Below are 17946 nucleotides of genomic sequence, written 5' to 3'. Positions count from 1 at the left end.
AATTAGGCAAATAATTTTAAACCATCAATGAAAAATCGATCTGTCTTTTAGCAAGATCTACTTTTTTTACACGAATCATTACTTCATCTCCAAGTTGATATTTTTTCTTTTTACGTTGACCAACGATACAGTAATTTTTTTCATCCAATACATAGAAATCATCAGAAATATCTCTCAAACGGATCATGCCTTCACATTTGTTTTCTTCAATCTCTACGTACATGCCCCATTCGGTAACCCCAGAAATGATTCCTTTATATTCAGTGCCAATATTATTTTCAAGATATTCGGCTTGTTTATATTTTATAGATGCTCTTTCTGCTTCTGCAGCTCTTTTTTCCATTGCCGACGAATGCACGCAGGCTACTTCGTAAAACTCTGCATCGGCACTTTTACCACCATCTAAATACGTTTGTAAAAGTCGGTGCGCCATTATATCTGGGTATCTTCGAATAGGAGAGGTAAAGTGAGTGTAATAATCGAAAGCCAGACCATAATGACTTGTTTTTTTGGTCGAGTAAATGGCTTTCGCCATAGATCGTATTGCCAACGATGTTAAAATATTTTGCTCTTTTTTACCTTCAACATCTGCCATTAAATGGTTTAGTGATTTCGCAATCTCCTTATCAGATTTTGTATTAATTTTATAACCAAACCTCGAAGCAAAATTCGCAAAAGTGTTTAAGCTCTCCATATTTGGCGAGTCGTGAACACGATAAACAAAAGTTAATTTCTTTTCACCTTTTACTTTTTTAGCAATAAACTCGGCTACTTTCCTATTGGCTAAAAGCATGTAATCTTCAATAAGCTTATGCGCATCTTTACGTTCTTTAACATAAACGCCAATTGGCTTTCCAGCCTCATCAAGTTGGAATTTAACCTCAGTACTTTCAAAACTAATGGCTCCAGCTTTAAATTTACGATCGCGTAAAATGTAGGCAAGCTCATTCAGTTTTTCAATTTCTTTAGCATAATCGCCCTGCTTGGTTTCTATAACCTCTTGCGCTTCTTCATAACTAAATCTCCTGTCAGAGTGGATAACGGTTCTACCATACCATGCTGATTCTATATTTGCATCTTTATCCAATTCAAAAACAGCGGCAAAACATAGTTTATCTTCATTTGGGCGTAAAGAACAAACGCCATTACTTAATCTCTCGGGCAACATCGGGATTACTCTATCTACTAAATAAACAGAAGTTGCTCTACTGTAAGCCTCTTTATCCAGCTCCGTTCCTTGTATTACATAATGAGAAACATCAGCAATATGAACACCAATTTCATAGTTTCCGTTCGGAAGAACCTGATAAGAAATGGCATCATCGAAATCTTTTGCATCCGCAGGATCGATTGTAAACGTTAGTATATTTCTAAAATCTCTTCTTTTCTCTAATTCTGAAGGATGAATTTCTTCTGGAATGGCGTTTGCCTCTTTCTCAACTTGAGATGGAAACGCTAGTGGAAAACCATACTGCGCCAAAATAGCATTCATCTCTGTATTGTTTTCGCCTTGATTTCCGAGAACGTGCTTAACAATACCGATGGGATTTTTTGCACTTTCTGGCCAATCTGATAAGGTTACTAAAACCCTTTGCCCATCTTTAGCGCCATGAATATCAGATAATGGCACAAAAATATCATGTATCATTTTTTTATCATCGGCAATTACAAACGCAAAGCGATCAGAAATTTTTATAATACCCGTGAAATCAGATTTAGCTCGTTTAATAATTTCTATTACTTCACCATCGTTCTTCCTACCACTTTTTTTGGCAAAAACGTAGGCTTTAACCGTATCGCCATGCAAAGCATTTCTTAGTCTCCTAGGTGAAACAAAAACGTCTTTCTCAAATTCATCATCAGTTACAATATATGCCGAACCATCAGCAGTCATATCTACTTTGCCAATTATAAAATTTTGAAGTTCTTTAAGCTTAAATTTTCCTTTTTCTGGTTCTAAGTAAATACCTGAGTTTTTTCCTTCTTTTAAAATTTCAAGAATGGTTTCTCTAGATTCTAAATCATCGAGGTTTAACTTGGCAGAAACTTGTTTATAATTAAGAAGCTGATTATCATTTTTTTCAAAAACATCACTAACCAATTGATTTAGAACCAATTTTATATTTGCTGATTTTTTTTTTGCCATGTGTTATATTGAATTTATCCGAAGATACAGAAAAGATAGAAAGATAGGGAAATGTAGCGGGAGATTACTTGAGTTTTGCCACCAATTTTAATGCCGTAATCTGTGGTTAAACTCTTTGCTTTTAATTGGTTACGTCATTTTTGAGAAATTAGTTTAAAAAAGTAGATTGTTAAATTTTACGCTACAATTGTAATGTTTTCTGTCGGGATGATTTCCAATCCTTTAAATTTTAGCAATACTTGTGCCGTTGTAATTACATCTTTTTGGCAATACGTAATAATTCTTTCTAAGTTTTGCTCCTCGTAATATACTTGCCTCACTTGGCTTCCATCAATATCATCTTTAGGGGTTGGAATGTTTAATATTGTTGCCAACAAATTTAATGACGTGTAGTGCTTATAATCGCCAAATTTCCAAAGCTCCATCGTATCTAAATGGCGTACTTCCCAAGGTTTTTTTCCACTAATTTCTAACTGTGTTGGTATCGAAATTCCATTTACCAAAAATCGTCTGCATAAATACGGATAATCGAACTCTTTACCATTGTGCGCACAAAACACTAATGAAGGCGCTTGTTTATCTAATAATTTATAAAATTTCTGCAAGAGATCTTTTTCATCATCACCAGAAATAGATTTTAACCTTAATGAATATTTTTTATTTTGATAACTGAAAATCCCCATACTGATGCAAATGATCTTACCGAACTCAGCCATAATGCCAGCTTTTTCGTAAAATTCTTCGGCGGATTGGTCTGCACTTCGTTGATAATGTGTTTTTTGCTCCCATAAGTCTTGGAGGTTAGCAGGAACATCATGGTAAGAAGGATATTGTGGCACAGTTTCTATATCAATAACCATTACCTGACTGAGATCGATAGATTTTAGCATTTTCTAAAATTTGTAATAGATAAACAAACTGACTTTCAATTCATATAACCAATTTACAACTTACATTTTATAAATCATCATGCTTTAGGAGGAAAAAATATTTAGATATTAAAGTACTCGGGAATTGGAAAGAGCACGCGTGTTTGAGGGACTGATCTTTTGATTGGTGGAACTTGGAATCCATGCTGATTGCTTATGAAAATTTGTAAATATCCGTTTTTGCAGGAGAGAAATATTTCATTTCTATTGTTGATCAATCGTGAAGAGCGGTTCTATGAGGATAAAATCTTGCCGTTATCGGCAAGATTCGCTTAATTTAAGGTTCTACTTTCAAATTTACTTGCCGTTAGGAACTGGTATGTTTTACGTAATGCGAAAGAAAAGATACGAAATTAGTCGTTACTAAAACCATTAAAGTGCCCAGGAAAGCTGAGCATGACGATAAAACATTAAAATAAACTTTGCGGTGAATTTCCATTCGCCATAACCGGAATTGTTAAATCGGTGCCTATGGCTTCATTTAATTTTTCAATAAAATATGCTGAAAATAATGGCGAAGAAAGCTCAATGTTTTGATGCACAAAAAAGAAGAGATTTTCTAAACCTTCCTTTTTCCACTTAACTATTCGTTCAATCCAATCATCTAAACGTTTTTTGTCGATCAAATCATCATTGGCACCAACAAAACGTATAAAAGCAGTAGGCGTGGTTAAATGCATGTGCAACATATCTCGTCTGCCTGATGTATCTACAAGGATATTGGTAATTCCATTTTCTTTAAAGAGCTGACAAAATTCTGCCTGAATAGTTGGATTGGAAAACCACTCTTCGTTTCTAACTTCAACGCCCAATGGGATTACTTTTGGAAATTCATTTGCAACCACTTTTAACCGATCGAAATCTTTTGGCTTAAAATTATCGTGTAACTGGAGAAAGGCCATTCCAAGTTTATCTTCAAAATTACTGATGGCATCACAATATTTTTCTACAGGTTCTTTAACGTTAATCAACCTTTTAAAATGACTAACGGTGTTGGTTAATTTTGGAAAAAATTTGAAATCTTCTGGTGTTTTTTCACGCCAGGTGATCACTTGCTCGCTCGTTGGCATGCCATAAAAAGTTGCATTTAGCTCTATAGAATTAAATTGCGCGGCATAATAGGTAAGTTCATCTTTTGTCCCTTTCGGATAAAAGCCTTTTAAATCGGCTTTGTTCCATTTTGCACAGCCAACGTAAGCTTTAAAATCCTGTTTAGCTTTGTTGGCTTTTAAAATTTCTGATGTTTCCGGAGCATCTGCCGGAAGTGTGTAATCTATTTTAGATGGATCTTCTACTTTACCGAATTGCATAGTTTATTTGTTATATTAATCGTATTAATGTTTTGAGACATTAAAACAGAACGCTACTGTTTATAATAGAAAGTTTTTTATTATAAAAGTTATTGCGGTATTGTTTTTCATTAGAGAAAGATAAATAACAATAGGTCGTTTTATGAAACTAGATTTAATTATAATGAAATTTTAACTGAATGATAATTATTTTGTTGTGTTCCACTTTGTAAACAAGGCGATGCTCATCCGTTATACGCCTTGACCAATAACCTGCTCTATTATGCTTTAGCTGTTCGGGTTTGCCTATGCCAGTAAAAGGAGTTTCAAGAATAGACTGAATTAATGCTATAATTTTTTTCCTAATCTGTTTATTGCCGGAGTTAACCCATTCTTTCAATTCTTGTTCAGCCCTATCAGTATATACTACTTCCAAAGGTCAGCAATATCAATTTTTTTATACTGCCCATTTTCAGCTTGCTTGCTACTGTCATCAAGAGCCTTTCTATTAGCTTCCGTGCTATTCAAATAATCCGTCTCATCCAATTCTTTTTTCGAAATGCGAAGTTTAAAAAGCTTTGCAAACGCTTTCAGAGCAACTGTTTGCTCTTTATTTTCTGTGTGTAATGTAAACGCTTCCATAGTTCAAAGATAAGAAGTTTTTAAAAATTTACTTAATTTTTTATTTGACAACCTGTACCCATTTTCCGCCTTCGGTTGCAGAAATATTATTGTTGTACATCGCTTCGCACTGCACAGCAGACAAATAATACCTACCGATGTAAGATGCATTTAATAATACTTTATAAACTACGCGTTCATTTTCGCGCAAATTAAAATACGTAAATACACGATCATCTCTAATATCCTGATAAGTAAAAGGGGAGGATGCCAAAATACTTTGGTTATCATTTAAGCGCGTGTTTATAATTTCCCAACCCGAAGGGAAAATCTGTGTTAAGGCCATTTGTTCATAATATCCCATTCTGCCCGGATTGTTAATTGTCACTTCTGCATAAAAATCAGTGCCTTGCTTTAACGTTGTAGGATCAATTGTGGTACCATTTAAACGTTTGTAAATAACACTCATTCCTAAAACATCGGGCTTGTTTGGTAAGAAATTATTTTGCCCCGCCAAAGGCTGACCTTGCAAAACCAAGCGTGCAAATAATACATTATTGCCATTATTTATTACGGTAGCCACATTTCCTTTAAAATTAGTAGTTAAACTGTTAATGTATTGGCTAGAATTTATAGTGCTCGATTTGCCATCTAAACTATACTGAAACTGCAATTTATTAGCAGACTGGTTGGTGCCACAAAATTTCGCAACAGCCAATAAACTGTAGGCAGTAGTTTGCGTGCTGTACCAAGTATCTTCACCTAATTTACTTGCTAAAGGTTGCAATAAACTTGCTGCTTTAGCTTTTTGTCCTAGTAATGTTAGGGTTTCCAAAATCATGGCTTCATCTCTAATATCCGAACCGTAAGTGCCACCAAGTTGGTTATAGGGTTTGACACTCAACTCTAAATTAGCAATCATATTTTGCGCAATAGAATTTTGACCCGCTAATTTATAAGCAGCAGCTAATCGCCATTTGGCAGCAACAGATAAATATTCAAAAGCTTTTAACCTGTTCATAGCAGCCATTTCTGGTTTCTTAGCTAAGGCTAAAACATATAACCTATACGCCTGACTTAAATCTCCACCGTAAAAATTATTGCTATTTGGTGCCCAATTTGTAGCTTTTACTTTCTCAAAACGCAACAATTCGTCCATCAAACCAACTGGTAAAGTATAGCCAGCATTTTGTGCTTCCACTAAAAAGTGGCCACCATAATTACTTCCCCACTCATCAGAACTTCCTTCTCCGGGCCAATAAGATAAGCCACCATCGGTAGTTTGGAAACCTTTTAAACGGGTAATGCCGGCTTTAATATTTCTTTCTGTCGATGCTTTTTGCTGATCATTTAATGGTGTTAATCGATCTAAAAACAATTGAGGGAAAACACCAGAAGTAATCTGTTCCACACATCCGTGAGGATATTGGATTAAATAATTTAATCTTTTGGACAAATTAATTGCAGGAATAGATGAAATTTCCAACACGCCCGAATTTGTGCCACTCATACCAATGGGCTGATAATTCATACTCCATTTTTGTTGAGGTTCTATCGTAGTCGAAATTACGTTGGTAATGTAAGGATTTGGATTTCTAATGTCCATTTCTACATCGTATTCGGTTTTTTCGCCACCACTCTGGGCAATTACTTTAACTTTTGCAATGCCTACATTGTTAGGCGCTTTAACTTCAAAATAAGCCATTTGTTCGCCAGTTTGTTTATAGTAAAGCTGTTGCTTATTACTATTTAAAACAATTAAGTTTGTTGCATTTACCTGCACAGAAACATTTTTCAAGTTGCTTTCTGTCGCGAAAACCGTAACCGGTAGGGTAAAAGTTTCGCCTGGACCAATAACTCTTGGTAAAGTTGCCAAAACCATTAAAGGTTTTTTAACCTCCACCGATTTCTCAGCCATTCCGTAAGCACCATCCTGTCCGGCAATAACCATCGCCCGCACGGCGCCAATATATTGTGGCAATTTAAACTTATGCGTTTTACTTTCGCCTTTGCCTATAGAAAATGGACCCATATATTGCACCACCGCTTTAAAACGGTTTGCCTTTGCGGGGTTTAGGTTCTTATTAACGCTTCCATCTCCACCAATACTTAAAATTCGGTCTAAATTTCCGCCCCAAGCGCCTAAAACATAATCGTATAAATCCCAAGTTTTAACACCCAAACCTTCTCTAGCATAAAATGCTGCATGCGGATTTGGCGTTTTAAAACGTGTTAAATCCAGTAAACCTTCATCCACTAAAGCGATGGTATAAGTCATGGCTTTACCGTTTTGTTCGCTTACGGTAATGGTATTTTCAGTTTCGGGTTTAATTTTACTCGCCATTTTAATAATAGGTTTTAAAATGGTTTCTGGGTCTTCAATAGAAATTGGTACTGCCCCATACATTCTAATTGGCAAATCGTTAACAGTTTGCGCATGCGGTTGCAATAAGGTAATGTTTGCAAAAACATTCGGCGTCATATTCTTTTCGGCTTTAAACGTAAATTGCGTTTGGCCCGATTTAGTATCTATCCAAAAAGTTTTTAAAACTCTGCTTCCATTTTCGATTGAAATTAAGGCTCTTCCATCTTTTCCCGTAGGGATGGTTAAGGTAATATCATCACCAACATTATATTTCTCTTTATTGGCTGTAAATGAAAGCATTGAAGCCTCTGTTGGGTTACTGCCTTGTTCGCGCTGTGCCCAACCTGGCCAATCTACATAAACGGATTTTCCGGTTACGTGACCGCCATTTAAATCTCTAACTAAAATTAAATAACGTCCCCATTCTGGTTCTTCAACTCTTAAATTCCAACTTCCTTTGCCATTGTTAAGGTTAACCTGTGCAGTTTGAACGAGCTTATTGTATTTATTTTGCGTGAAATTTGCGTAAGTATCCTGATTGTCTTGTTCCCACCACCATCTCCATTGCGTTTTATAAAGTTCTACTTGTACCGTTTTACTTCCGCTCAACAATTTTCCATCGGTATTTACGTCAACAATTTCCACTTTGTGGTCTTTACCGGTAACCAACATGCCACTCATTTTGTCTCCCTTATCTGGCCGAACGCCTAAATAACTTTTGTAAACATGGTAAGGAATACTAAAATTATCAATACTGAAATTACCGCCTGGTTCGAAAACTTTTGTTGTGAAATTCGCTCTAAGTACGCCTGGGGCAGTATTGCTTTCGTTTAAATTGGTATTGATTTGAGCCGTACCATTTTGATTCAAATTTCCTTCGAAAATCGTTTTAATTTGAGATTGAAAAGTAACCGTCGGATTATCAAAACTGAAACCTTCGAAACCTTTAAATTTAGTTTCGGTGGTGTTTAAATTTACATCTACTTTTGCTTTTAAATTCTGCGCTACCGCACCAAAAAGCCATTTAGCCGATAGGGTAGAGGCCGATGTTCCTGATGTTAAATACGTTTTATTGCCAATATTAAAATCGATTTTTAAACGATTTGGCATAATGGTTTCTACCTTAAAAGTTTTGGTAAATGTTGCGCCACCAGCCTTAACTTTTGCTAGCCAATTACCCGTTGGCGCGGTATTTTCTGTAGCTGTTTTAAAGGTGTAAAAATTATTTAAAGGTTTTGCATTAATCAAACGTTTGTAAAGTTGGCCTTTTGGATTGTAAAACTCCATCGTAACCGGATAATTTGCTGGCAGTTTCTTCAATTTGTCTTCCAAAATAAACGAAACAAATAAGCTATCTCCCGGTCTCCAAACGCCACGTTCGCCATAAATAAAACCTTTAACACCGTGCTGAACAACATCTCCGCCCACATCAAAACGACTTAACGGCAACGAACTGCCATCATCTAATTTCAAATAACCTCTTTCCGATCCATTTTTCGCAATTAATAAAAAGGGTTGTCTTTTTAAATCAAAAGATGCTAAACCATCACCATCAGTTTTACCTGAATAGATGATTTGTTTTTGATAATCCATCAACTCTAAATTAACGCCACTTAAAGGTTTTGCGGTCAATAAATCGGTTGCAACAACAAGCATGCTGTTATCGTTACCTCGTTTGGCAACTAAACCAATATTCGATGCAATTAAGTTTCTACTTACAAAACGCTCATTCGTGTAAAAAGAAGGCGTACATGGATTGTCTTTATCATCCCAACGGTAATTTTGTGGATAGTAATTATTGTATCGCTGCCAAAATTCATCATCTTCGTCAATTTTTTCGCCATACCCATCTTCATCATCGCTATAGTTGCTTTTATCACTTGCAGTTTCTGCATTTGCCTTACAATCGAACACGTTATATTCTTGCCTAAAAGCGATGGTAATTCTATACATCGCGCCAGGTTCTGTGCGTATCATTTTATCTAAATCGAGCGTAAAACGATTCTTTTTATGCAAGTTTAATGCTTTATCTTCATCTAAACGGATGGTTTTTTGTAAAATTGGCTTTGCAACACGACGCAGTTCATTACCATCTTTATAACTGTTGGTCTGAAAAAATTGTGGAATATTATTTTCATAAATTTTAATCACAGTAATATCAACAGCCTTTAAATTAATGGCCTCGAAAGGCAAAACAAGTTTGCCCGTATTTGGTAAAATTGTGCCGTTACCTGCAATTGTTACCGATGGCATTTTATCTTCGAAATGCAGATTAGCCGTTTTCCCATCTTTTAAAGCCTTTTGATTGATATTTTCAACACCAGAATTTACGGTTATCGTGTAATCTCCCTTCAATTCTTCTGGCGCATAAACTTTAACCTGACTTGCATCTATGGTGTATCGTAAATCGCTAAGGCCACCTAAACTAATTAAACCTGTTAAATCCTGCCCCACTCCAATAGGTTCCGAAAACTGTACCAAGGCATAATCTTCTTCGCCTTGAATAGGCTTCATGTCTAAAATTTCAAATTTATTTAAAGCAGGTACGCGTATTTCTTCAGTTCCTTTTTGGTCGGCATCAATGGCGTCTCCATCCCAATCAATTTTTAAAGTTTGATCTGCATTTGTCTTCTTTATACTATCTATGGTAAATTTAGAAGTGTTTTTGGCAGGATTATGTTGCCACTTGACACGTAATTTTTGGTCGAAATCTAATTCAATGCTTTTTTCTATCGCTTGCGGTTCTTCAGTATCAGCTGTGGCAACTTCTCCAGTTAACTTCATATAATCTAACGAAGTATTGTTTTGAGATACCAATCCGTTTTGCTTAAGCATTAAACCAGGTTTAATCACTTTAAACTCGAAGTCAAAATCTTCTAATCCTTTTTCTGTTGAAGAAACTTTTGACAATTTAAAAGTCGCATCGTAAGTTTTTCCCGGTTTTAGTGGTTTATCGGGTCTAAATTCTATCGTTTGAGGGTCGATCCAAAAAGTTTTACCTTTAATAGATGGCGAAAAATCAAATAAATCTCTAGTATCAGGTTTACCTAAATCTTGCATGCCCTCAGCAGCGTTGGCCAAATGCACCCGAATAAAACTCTTTTTGGATATAGTACCCGAAGTGTAAGCTTCTATATACTTTGCATAAGCTTGATTCTGTTCAAGTGTTTTACCATTGTGTTTTTTGATGTAGATAATTGCAAACGCAGCTATAGAAATTAATAACACACCAATAAAGATTGCTTTCTTTTTCCACGATGATGAATATTTTGAGGGGGTATTCATAGATTTGGTTTTAATAAAACTTTAGGAAAATTAGGTAAAAAAATACTGTTAGCGAAATAAACTTAGTTTAGTTTCATCGCATTTTATTATTCGTGCCACAAACGCTGTTTTTCGTCAGCAAATGGCTTCTTTTCGATTGGTAAACATCAACTCTACCTCAGAAGTAAATTACGGGAGATGACACTGGTAGATTAATACGCCGATAGAATTATATTCGGAGATGGTGTGGAGAGAAGGATTGTTTGTTAGCAGGAATTACGACTGCCTCGTATTCTTTTTAAATTAAAACCTTACTTAATCATCACACCCGGCTTATTTACCAGCGGAATTTTTATAAAATTGGAATCGATTATACTTTCTGGGAGGAAGATGAATTTTTTATCGTAGATAGTTGAGCCAACATAATAACTTAACCAATACTCGTTTGTTAGCCCGAAAACTTCGGGATCTATTGCTTCTACACCTTTAAAACTATTAGCTTCCATATCACCAATTGAATGTCTTAACACTGAAGTTTTAACCTGTTTGCCATCTTTTTCACCGTAACCTTTAGAGCTAATTAAAACGTTTGTAATCGGTTCGTCTTTCAAATTAACGATGTAAACCGTCCAGCTTGTTACCTCTGGCGTTTCGCCAATCAGCACAACAGCCATTGCAATATCTTCAACTGTGTTTTCTGGTAAATCTGCTTTCATGTTGAATTAAGGATCAAGGAACAAAGAATAAAGATGTCAGTTATTAAAGATTTTGTCTTTAATCTTTGATACCTGTTCGTTGCTCTTATTTTATTTCCCAGGTTGAATAAAGATCAATGAACAAAGAATAAAAACCTTATTTATTTAAGATTTTGTCTTTAATCTTTGTTCCTTGTTCTTTGCTCTTATTTTATTTCTTTTTCGCTACGGCTTTCTTCGCTACTGCCTTTTTCTTTGCTGGGGCTTTTTTCTTCGTTTCAAAGGCTTTTGGCACTTGTTCTACAATCATCTTTTTAATCAGTTCCAAATCTACATCCACCAATTCTTCTGGTGTATATTTTTGTTTGGTTACTTCGTTGTATCTAAGTTTAAGCATTAATTTACCAAAACGGATAAACGGTCCCCAACGACCATTTTCGATTGAGATTTTTTCCTCATCCCAAGTTTTGATGAATCTATTGGCCTCTTTCTCAACTTTTTTGCCAATTAAAGTGTCAATATCTTCTTGCGATAAATTATCGAAATCGTACCCCTTTGCCGGAATATTGATAAAAAGATCATTCCATTTTATAAACGGTCCAAACCTTCCTTTGCCTTTTGTAACGCCTAAACCTTCGTAATGGGCAATTGGCGCATCAGCTTCCATTTTTTCTTTAATAATTTCAACTGCTCTATCGTAAGTAACCGAAAGTGGTTCTTCGCTTTTTGGTAAAGAGATAAACGCTTCGCCCCATTTAACATAAGGCCCAAACCTACCAACGCCAATTAAAACTTCCTTGCCGTCAAAATCAGGCAACGAGAAAGGTAATTTAAAAAGCTCTAAAGCATCTTCTAAAGCGATTGTAGCAACTGATTGTGTGCGCATTAAACTCGCATAGCGCGGTTTTTCTTCCTCATCAAGCTCACCAATTTGAACCAACGGCCCAAACTTACCAACCTTAGTATATACGTTTTTGCCTGTTGCAGGGTCTAAACCCAATAAACGTTCGCCTGTGGCACGCTCTGCATTTTCTAAAGTCGTTTCTACTTCGGCGTGGAAAGGCTTGTAGAAAGAGTGCAACATTTTTGTCCACTCTTGCAAACCTTGCGCAATCTCATCAAACTCTTTTTCAACTTTTGCCGTGAAGTTAAAATCAACAATTCCTTTAAAATGTTCTACCAAGAAATCGTTTACCACTTCGCCAATATCAGTAGGAAAGAGCTTCGATTTTTCAGCACCTGTGATCTCCGATTTTGCCTCTTTTTTCACGATGCCATCAGCCAAAACAAAAGCCGTAAATTGGCGCTGTTTTCCATCTCTATCTTCTTTAACCACGTAACCGCGATTTTGTACCGTAGAAATTGTTGGTGCATAAGTAGAAGGTCGGCCAATGCCTAATTCCTCTAACTTTTTAACCAAACTGGCTTCAGTATATCTTGCCGGCGGACGAGAATAACGTTCCGTTGCCTGCATTTCTTTTAAATTTAAATCTTGCCCTTTTTCCAAAGGAGGTAAAATATAACCACCTTCTTTTTCTTCGCCTTCCTCATCATCGGTAGATTCTAAGTAAACCTTCAAAAAGCCATCAAATTTTAAAACCTCACCTTCGGCAACTAAATGCTCTTTTCTGGTCGAAGCTGTAATTTGAGCAGTTGTTTTTTCGAACAACGCTTCACTCATTTGTGATGCAATTGCACGTTTCCAAATCAAATCATACAAACGTTTTTCAGAAATATCTCCATCAACACTGTGTTTGTCAAAATAAGTTGGACGTATGGCTTCATGCGCTTCTTGAGCACCTGCCGATTTTGTTTTATAAATTCTTTGGTGGTGGTATTTATTGCCGTAGGCCGAATTAATTTCGGCTGCTGCAGCGTTTAAAGCAGTGTCTGATAAATTAACAGAATCTGTTCTCATGTATGTAATCTTACCCGCTTCGTAAAGTTTCTGTGCAACCTGCATGGTTCTAGCTACCGAAAAACCTAACTTTCTTGATGCTTCTTGTTGTAATGTTGAAGTTGTAAAAGGCGCTGCAGGATTTCTTTTTGCAGGCTTTGTTTCTAAACTTGTAACGCTAAATTTAGCCGCCGCACAATCTTGTAAATATTTTTCGGCATCTGCTTGGTTTTCAAAACGCTGTGGCAATTCGGCTTTTACCAATTCTTTGCCTTTCCCTGTATTAAATTGAGCGGTAATTTTATAGGCTGCAGTTGTATTAAATTTTTGTACTTCGCGTTCTCTATCTACAATTAACCGTACGGTAACAGATTGTACGCGACCTGCAGATAGCGATGGTTTAACTTTCTTCCATAAAACTGGCGAGAGTTCGAAGCCAACTAAACGATCTAAAACACGTCGCGCTTGTTGCGCATTTACCAAATTGTAATTAATATCTCGCGGACTATCAATTGCTTTTAAAATAGCGGGTTTAGTAATTTCGTGGAAAACAATTCTTTTTGTTTTATCAGCCTTTAACCCTAAAGTTTCGTATAAATGCCAAGAAATGGCTTCTCCCTCACGGTCTTCATCGGATGCTAACCATACCATTTCGGCATCTTTAGCAAGTTTTTTCAATTCGGCAACCAGTGCTTTCTTTTCAGGTGGCACTTCGTACGTTTGCGCAAAATCCTTGTCAATATCTATGGCCATGTCGCCCTTTGCCAAATCTCGGATGTGGCCATAGCTCGATTTTACAAGAAAATCTTTTCCTAAATAGCCTTCTATAGTTTTGGCTTTTGCGGGTGATTCGACGATGAGTAAATTTTTTGCCATAAATACGTATTTGTGCAAATAAAGCTATAATTAAAGGATAAAACCAAACGCAAGTAAAATTTAATACATTTTTTTTATTAAATTTCTTTATTATTTTGGGTTGATAACAAGAAAAAGCAACCATTAAAGGCTTAATTGCACTATGATTTTTGAAAAGGTACTGCAGCAATTAATAAAATAATTTGTTCCTACTTTCCGTTTCAAATCCTCAACCTCGTACCTCGGTTTCCGGGTTTCCCACTTCAATTTCCTGCCTTCCTCAGGCGGGGGTTTATGTGGCGAGGGCAGTAAATACTATTTGCGGGTTTTTGAGTTGGTCTGGATTTGAAATCCAGATTTTTGAGTAGAGGATTTTAAATCCTCAGTTCAGTAAGTCAGGAAAACATTTTCTAACCAGCAAATAATTGAAGATGCTATTTTTAGTTAATTTGTTTGGGCGATCATCATTCCCGCGAAAGTGGGAATCCTAATGCGGAAGAAAAACATATTTATTGCTTTAAGATTTCCGCCTACGCCTGCCTGCCGGACAGGCAAGCGGGAAAGGCGTTAAGTGTGTGAAGATAACCTCAACGTTCGATACTTGCATTTTTTAAGTTTTTAAACCCCAGCTCGAGGCAGGCGGGCGATTTGTACGAAAAGCCACAATTTTTCATTGTGCTTGTAGGGAAAGCGGGGCTGGTGTAACCGAAATGCCCTACACTTTCATTTTCAAACTTAAAGAGAACCTTGAGTTGGTCTGGATTTGAAATCCAGATTTTTGAGTAGAGGATTTTAAATCCTCAGTTCGGAAAGTCAGGAAAACATTTCCTAACCAGCAAATAATTGAAGATGCTATTTCTAGTGAATTTGTATGGGGCGATCGTCGTTCCCGCGAAAGTGGGAATCCTAATGCGGAAGAAAAACATATTTATTGCTTTAAGATTCCCACCTACGCCTGCGTGCCGGACAGGCAAGCGGGAAAAACGCAAAGTGTGTGAAAGTGTGCTCACATAACCTTGCCATTCAATATTTGCAGTTTCCAATGTTTTTAAACCCCAGCTCGAGGCAGGCGGGCGATTTGTACGAAAAGCCACAATTTTTCATTGTGCTTGTAGGGAAAGCTGGACTGGTGTTTTTGAAAAGCTTCAAACGTCCATTTCCAAAACCTTAATCCTTTCTAAAATCCACCATTTTACAACATTTTACAATTACCTTACTAAACAAAAACCCCTTTGTATATATATTCGTATATTATTAAAAAAAACAAGAACTATGATTAACACAATTTTAATTCTACTAAGCTTTTTGGCGCCAAACCCACCAAAAAATGTTTACGATTTCAGTTTCAAAACCATCGATGGTAAAGAAGTTAAACTATCGCAATTTAAAGGCAAAAAAATTCTTATTGTAAATACAGCATCAATGTGTGGTTATACACCGCAATATGAAGATTTAGAGAAATTACATAAACAATATGGTAAAAAGTTAGTTGTAATTGGTTTCCCCGAAGGTAATTTTGGCGGACAAGAATTTTCTACCGATGCCGAAATTAAAAAGTTTTGTACAGGAAAATATAATGTTACTTTTATGTTGGCACAAAAAAGCAGTGTAATGGGGAGTGATATTAGTCCGCTGTTTAAATATTTAACTACACAAACCAATACCGAAGAGCAAGGTGATATTAAGTGGAATTTTGAGAAATTCTTAATTAATGAAAAAGGAGAGTTGGTACATCGTTTCCGTTCGAAAACTAAACCGATGGATGAGGCAATTTTAAAAAACCTTTAGAAGGGTAGAAGGTTTAAGGTAAAAAGGTGTAGGGTTTTAGGCTCTACACCTTTTTTTTTGACTTAGTTTTTTTCTAAAACTGTTCTCCAAACTATGGCACTTAATATAGCGCCAACTATTGGTGCAACAATAAACATCCACACTTGGCTCAGTGCTTGGCCGCCTACCAATAAAGCAGGACCGATACTTCTAGCTGGATTTACTGAAACGCCTGTTACCGGAATACCAACAATGTGAATAAGCACTAAACTTAAACCAATTGCCAAACCTGCAAAACCACCATTAATGTTTTTGGTAGATGTGGAACCGAAAATTACCAACAAGAAGATAAATGTTAATACCACTTCGGCAATGATACCCGCTTGCAGGCTGTAATGCTGTGGAGAAAGTGCATCGAAACCATTTTGGCCCAACCCATTTGTAGCCAAAGAGTATTCGGGTTTGCCCGATGCAATTTGTAGCAATATAAAAGCACCAGCTATTGCACCTAAAATTTGTGCAACAATATAATACGCTGCTTCTGAAGCTTTCATTCGGCCAGCCACAACCATACCAATAGATATTGCAGGATTAATGTGGCAACCTGAAATGTGTCCGATTGCATAAGCCATGGCAATAACCGATAGCCCAAACGCAAAAGCGATACCTAAAATACCTACGCCTGTTGTACCATTTGCACCAGCAATTACAGCACTACCGCAACCCATTAGCACCAATACGAGTGTGCCGATAAACTCAGCACTGAATTTTGAAATTTTTGAGGTTTCCATATAATTAAATTTAGTTTGTTGGCAGTTTTAACTATAGGAATGATTAACGAAGATAAAGAAAGAAATTTAAAATAAAAAAAATGACATTATTTTGATTTTAAAGCTTTAAGTATGAGGCAAAAAAAATTGCCGAAGTAAAAAATCGATCGCATAAAAAAACCTTTGCCGAAAAATCAACAAAGGTTTTTAATATAAATTAAGGTATTTATTTAAACTAAAAATCCACCGCCCAACAAGTCATTTCCCTCGTAAAATACAGCAGATTGACCTGGCGCAATTGCAGATACGTTATGATCGAAAACCACCCGCATTCTATCTTTCTCCTGTGCAATTGTACTTAACATGCCTGCATCTTTATAACGGATTTTGGTAATTACATCACCCATTGGCTCGTTAATATTGGCGTATTTTACCAAATTAATGTTTCGCACCATTGCTTCTTTACGTTCCAATTCATCGGCTTTACCTAAAACAACAGTATTACTTTCGGGCAAAATTTGGGTTACAAACATAGGCTCGCCAAAAGCAATGCCCAAACCTTTACGCTGACCAATGGTGTAAAATGGATAACCTTTATGTTGACCAACCACCATGCCGTTGCTTAAAATGAAATTTCCACCAGCAACGCGGTCTTCTAAATCTTCTACTTTGTGTTTTAAAAATGCTCTATAATCATTATCAGGAACGAAGCAAATCTCGTAGCTTTCAGATTTTTTAGCCAATTCTTCTTGACCCATATCTAAAGCCATTTGTCTTATATCGGCTTTTGCGAAACTCCCTAATGGGAATTTCGTTCTCGATAAATTCTCTTGCGAAACACCCCAAAGCACGTACGATTGATCTTTATTTTCGTCTTTCCCTTTCGAAATTACATATCTACCGCTGTCTTGCGCACGAATATTTGCATAATGCCCAGTAGCGATAAACTCACAATCTAATTTGTTGGCTCGTTTTAATAAAGCTTCCCATTTAATGTGTGTATTACATAAAACACATGGGTTTGGTGTTCTACCAGCAAGATATTCATCAACAAAATTATCGATTACATAGTCGCCAAATTCATCGCGGATATCTAAAATATAATGTGGAAAACCATAGTTTACGGCAAGTGTACGGGCATCATTAATACTATCGAGCGAGCAACAGCCAGTTTCCTTACTGCTTCCGCCAGAAGTGGCATAATCCCAAGTTTTCATGGTTAAACCAATAACCTCATAACCCTGCTCGTGCAACATCACCGCTGCTACCGAACTATCAACCCCGCCACTCATGGCTACCAGAATTCTACCGTGTTTACTCATTTTTATGCTATTGTTTGCAAAAGTAG

Annotated in this window: 11 protein-coding genes; 1 reads left to right on the top strand and 10 read right to left on the bottom strand. The window is 36.4% G+C overall.

The genetic code is table 11. The features are described from left to right. Positions 1-16 precede the first annotated feature (16 nt). The 8 genes from rnr to topA all read right to left on the bottom strand — a co-directional run bounded on the left by rnr (position 17) and on the right by topA (position 14082). Positions 17-2146: a ribonuclease R gene (rnr, locus tag EZJ43_RS11745; protein ID WP_133262912.1), complete on the bottom strand. Its 2130-nt coding sequence runs from the start codon at positions 2144-2146 to the stop codon at positions 17-19. A gap of 176 nt (positions 2147-2322) precedes the next feature. Continuing rightward, positions 2323-3036 carry a 3'-5' exonuclease gene (locus EZJ43_RS11740; RefSeq protein ID WP_133262911.1) on the bottom strand — a complete coding sequence of 238 codons (714 nt, stop codon included), beginning with the start codon at positions 3034-3036 and terminating at the stop codon, positions 2323-2325. Positions 3037-3485: 449 nt separating this feature from the next. Then, a complete protein-coding gene (locus EZJ43_RS11735) occupies positions 3486-4385 on the bottom strand; it encodes a DUF72 domain-containing protein (protein ID WP_133262910.1) in 900 nt (299 codons plus the stop codon). A gap of 154 nt (positions 4386-4539) precedes the next feature. After that, on the bottom strand, positions 4540-4800 hold the full coding sequence (locus EZJ43_RS11730) for a Txe/YoeB family addiction module toxin (protein WP_133262909.1): 261 nt from the start codon (positions 4798-4800) through the stop codon (positions 4540-4542). After that, entirely contained in the window at positions 4791-5006 is a 216-nt protein-coding gene (locus tag EZJ43_RS11725) for a DUF2683 family protein (protein ID WP_133262908.1), read from the bottom strand. The genes EZJ43_RS11730 and EZJ43_RS11725 overlap by 10 nt, the downstream gene beginning before the upstream one ends. A gap of 40 nt (positions 5007-5046) precedes the next feature. Next, positions 5047-10635 (bottom strand): alpha-2-macroglobulin family protein, encoded by a 5589-nt coding sequence (locus EZJ43_RS11720; protein WP_133262907.1) that lies wholly within the window; start codon positions 10633-10635, stop codon positions 5047-5049. A gap of 290 nt (positions 10636-10925) precedes the next feature. Further along, positions 10926-11330: a hypothetical protein gene (locus tag EZJ43_RS11715; RefSeq protein ID WP_133262906.1), complete on the bottom strand. Its 405-nt coding sequence runs from the start codon at positions 11328-11330 to the stop codon at positions 10926-10928. Between the two features lie 190 nt (positions 11331-11520). After that, positions 11521-14082 carry a type I DNA topoisomerase gene (gene topA / locus EZJ43_RS11710; protein ID WP_133262905.1) on the bottom strand — a complete coding sequence of 854 codons (2562 nt, stop codon included), beginning with the start codon at positions 14080-14082 and terminating at the stop codon, positions 11521-11523. Between the two features lie 1251 nt (positions 14083-15333). On the opposite strand from topA, the gene EZJ43_RS11705 reads away from it, so the two are divergent. After that, entirely contained in the window at positions 15334-15849 is a 516-nt protein-coding gene (locus EZJ43_RS11705; protein ID WP_133262904.1) for a glutathione peroxidase, read from the top strand. Between the two features lie 62 nt (positions 15850-15911). Here the strand turns inward: EZJ43_RS11705 and aqpZ are convergent, their stop codons facing one another. Both aqpZ and mnmA read right to left on the bottom strand, forming a co-directional pair. Next, complete coding sequence (gene aqpZ, locus EZJ43_RS11700; RefSeq protein ID WP_207924621.1) at positions 15912-16619, bottom strand: aquaporin Z; 708 nt, start codon at positions 16617-16619, stop codon at positions 15912-15914. Positions 16620-16828: 209 nt separating this feature from the next. Then, the gene (gene mnmA, locus EZJ43_RS11695) at positions 16829-17920 is read right to left on the bottom strand and encodes a tRNA 2-thiouridine(34) synthase MnmA (RefSeq protein WP_133262903.1); all 1092 of its coding nucleotides are present in this window, start codon (positions 17918-17920) and stop codon (positions 16829-16831) included. Positions 17921-17946: the final 26 nt, after the last annotated feature.

The organism is Pedobacter changchengzhani, from assembly GCF_004354365.1.
Classification (GTDB): domain Bacteria; phylum Bacteroidota; class Bacteroidia; order Sphingobacteriales; family Sphingobacteriaceae; genus Pedobacter; species Pedobacter changchengzhani.
This window is presented reverse-complemented; position numbering and strand designations above follow the sequence as displayed.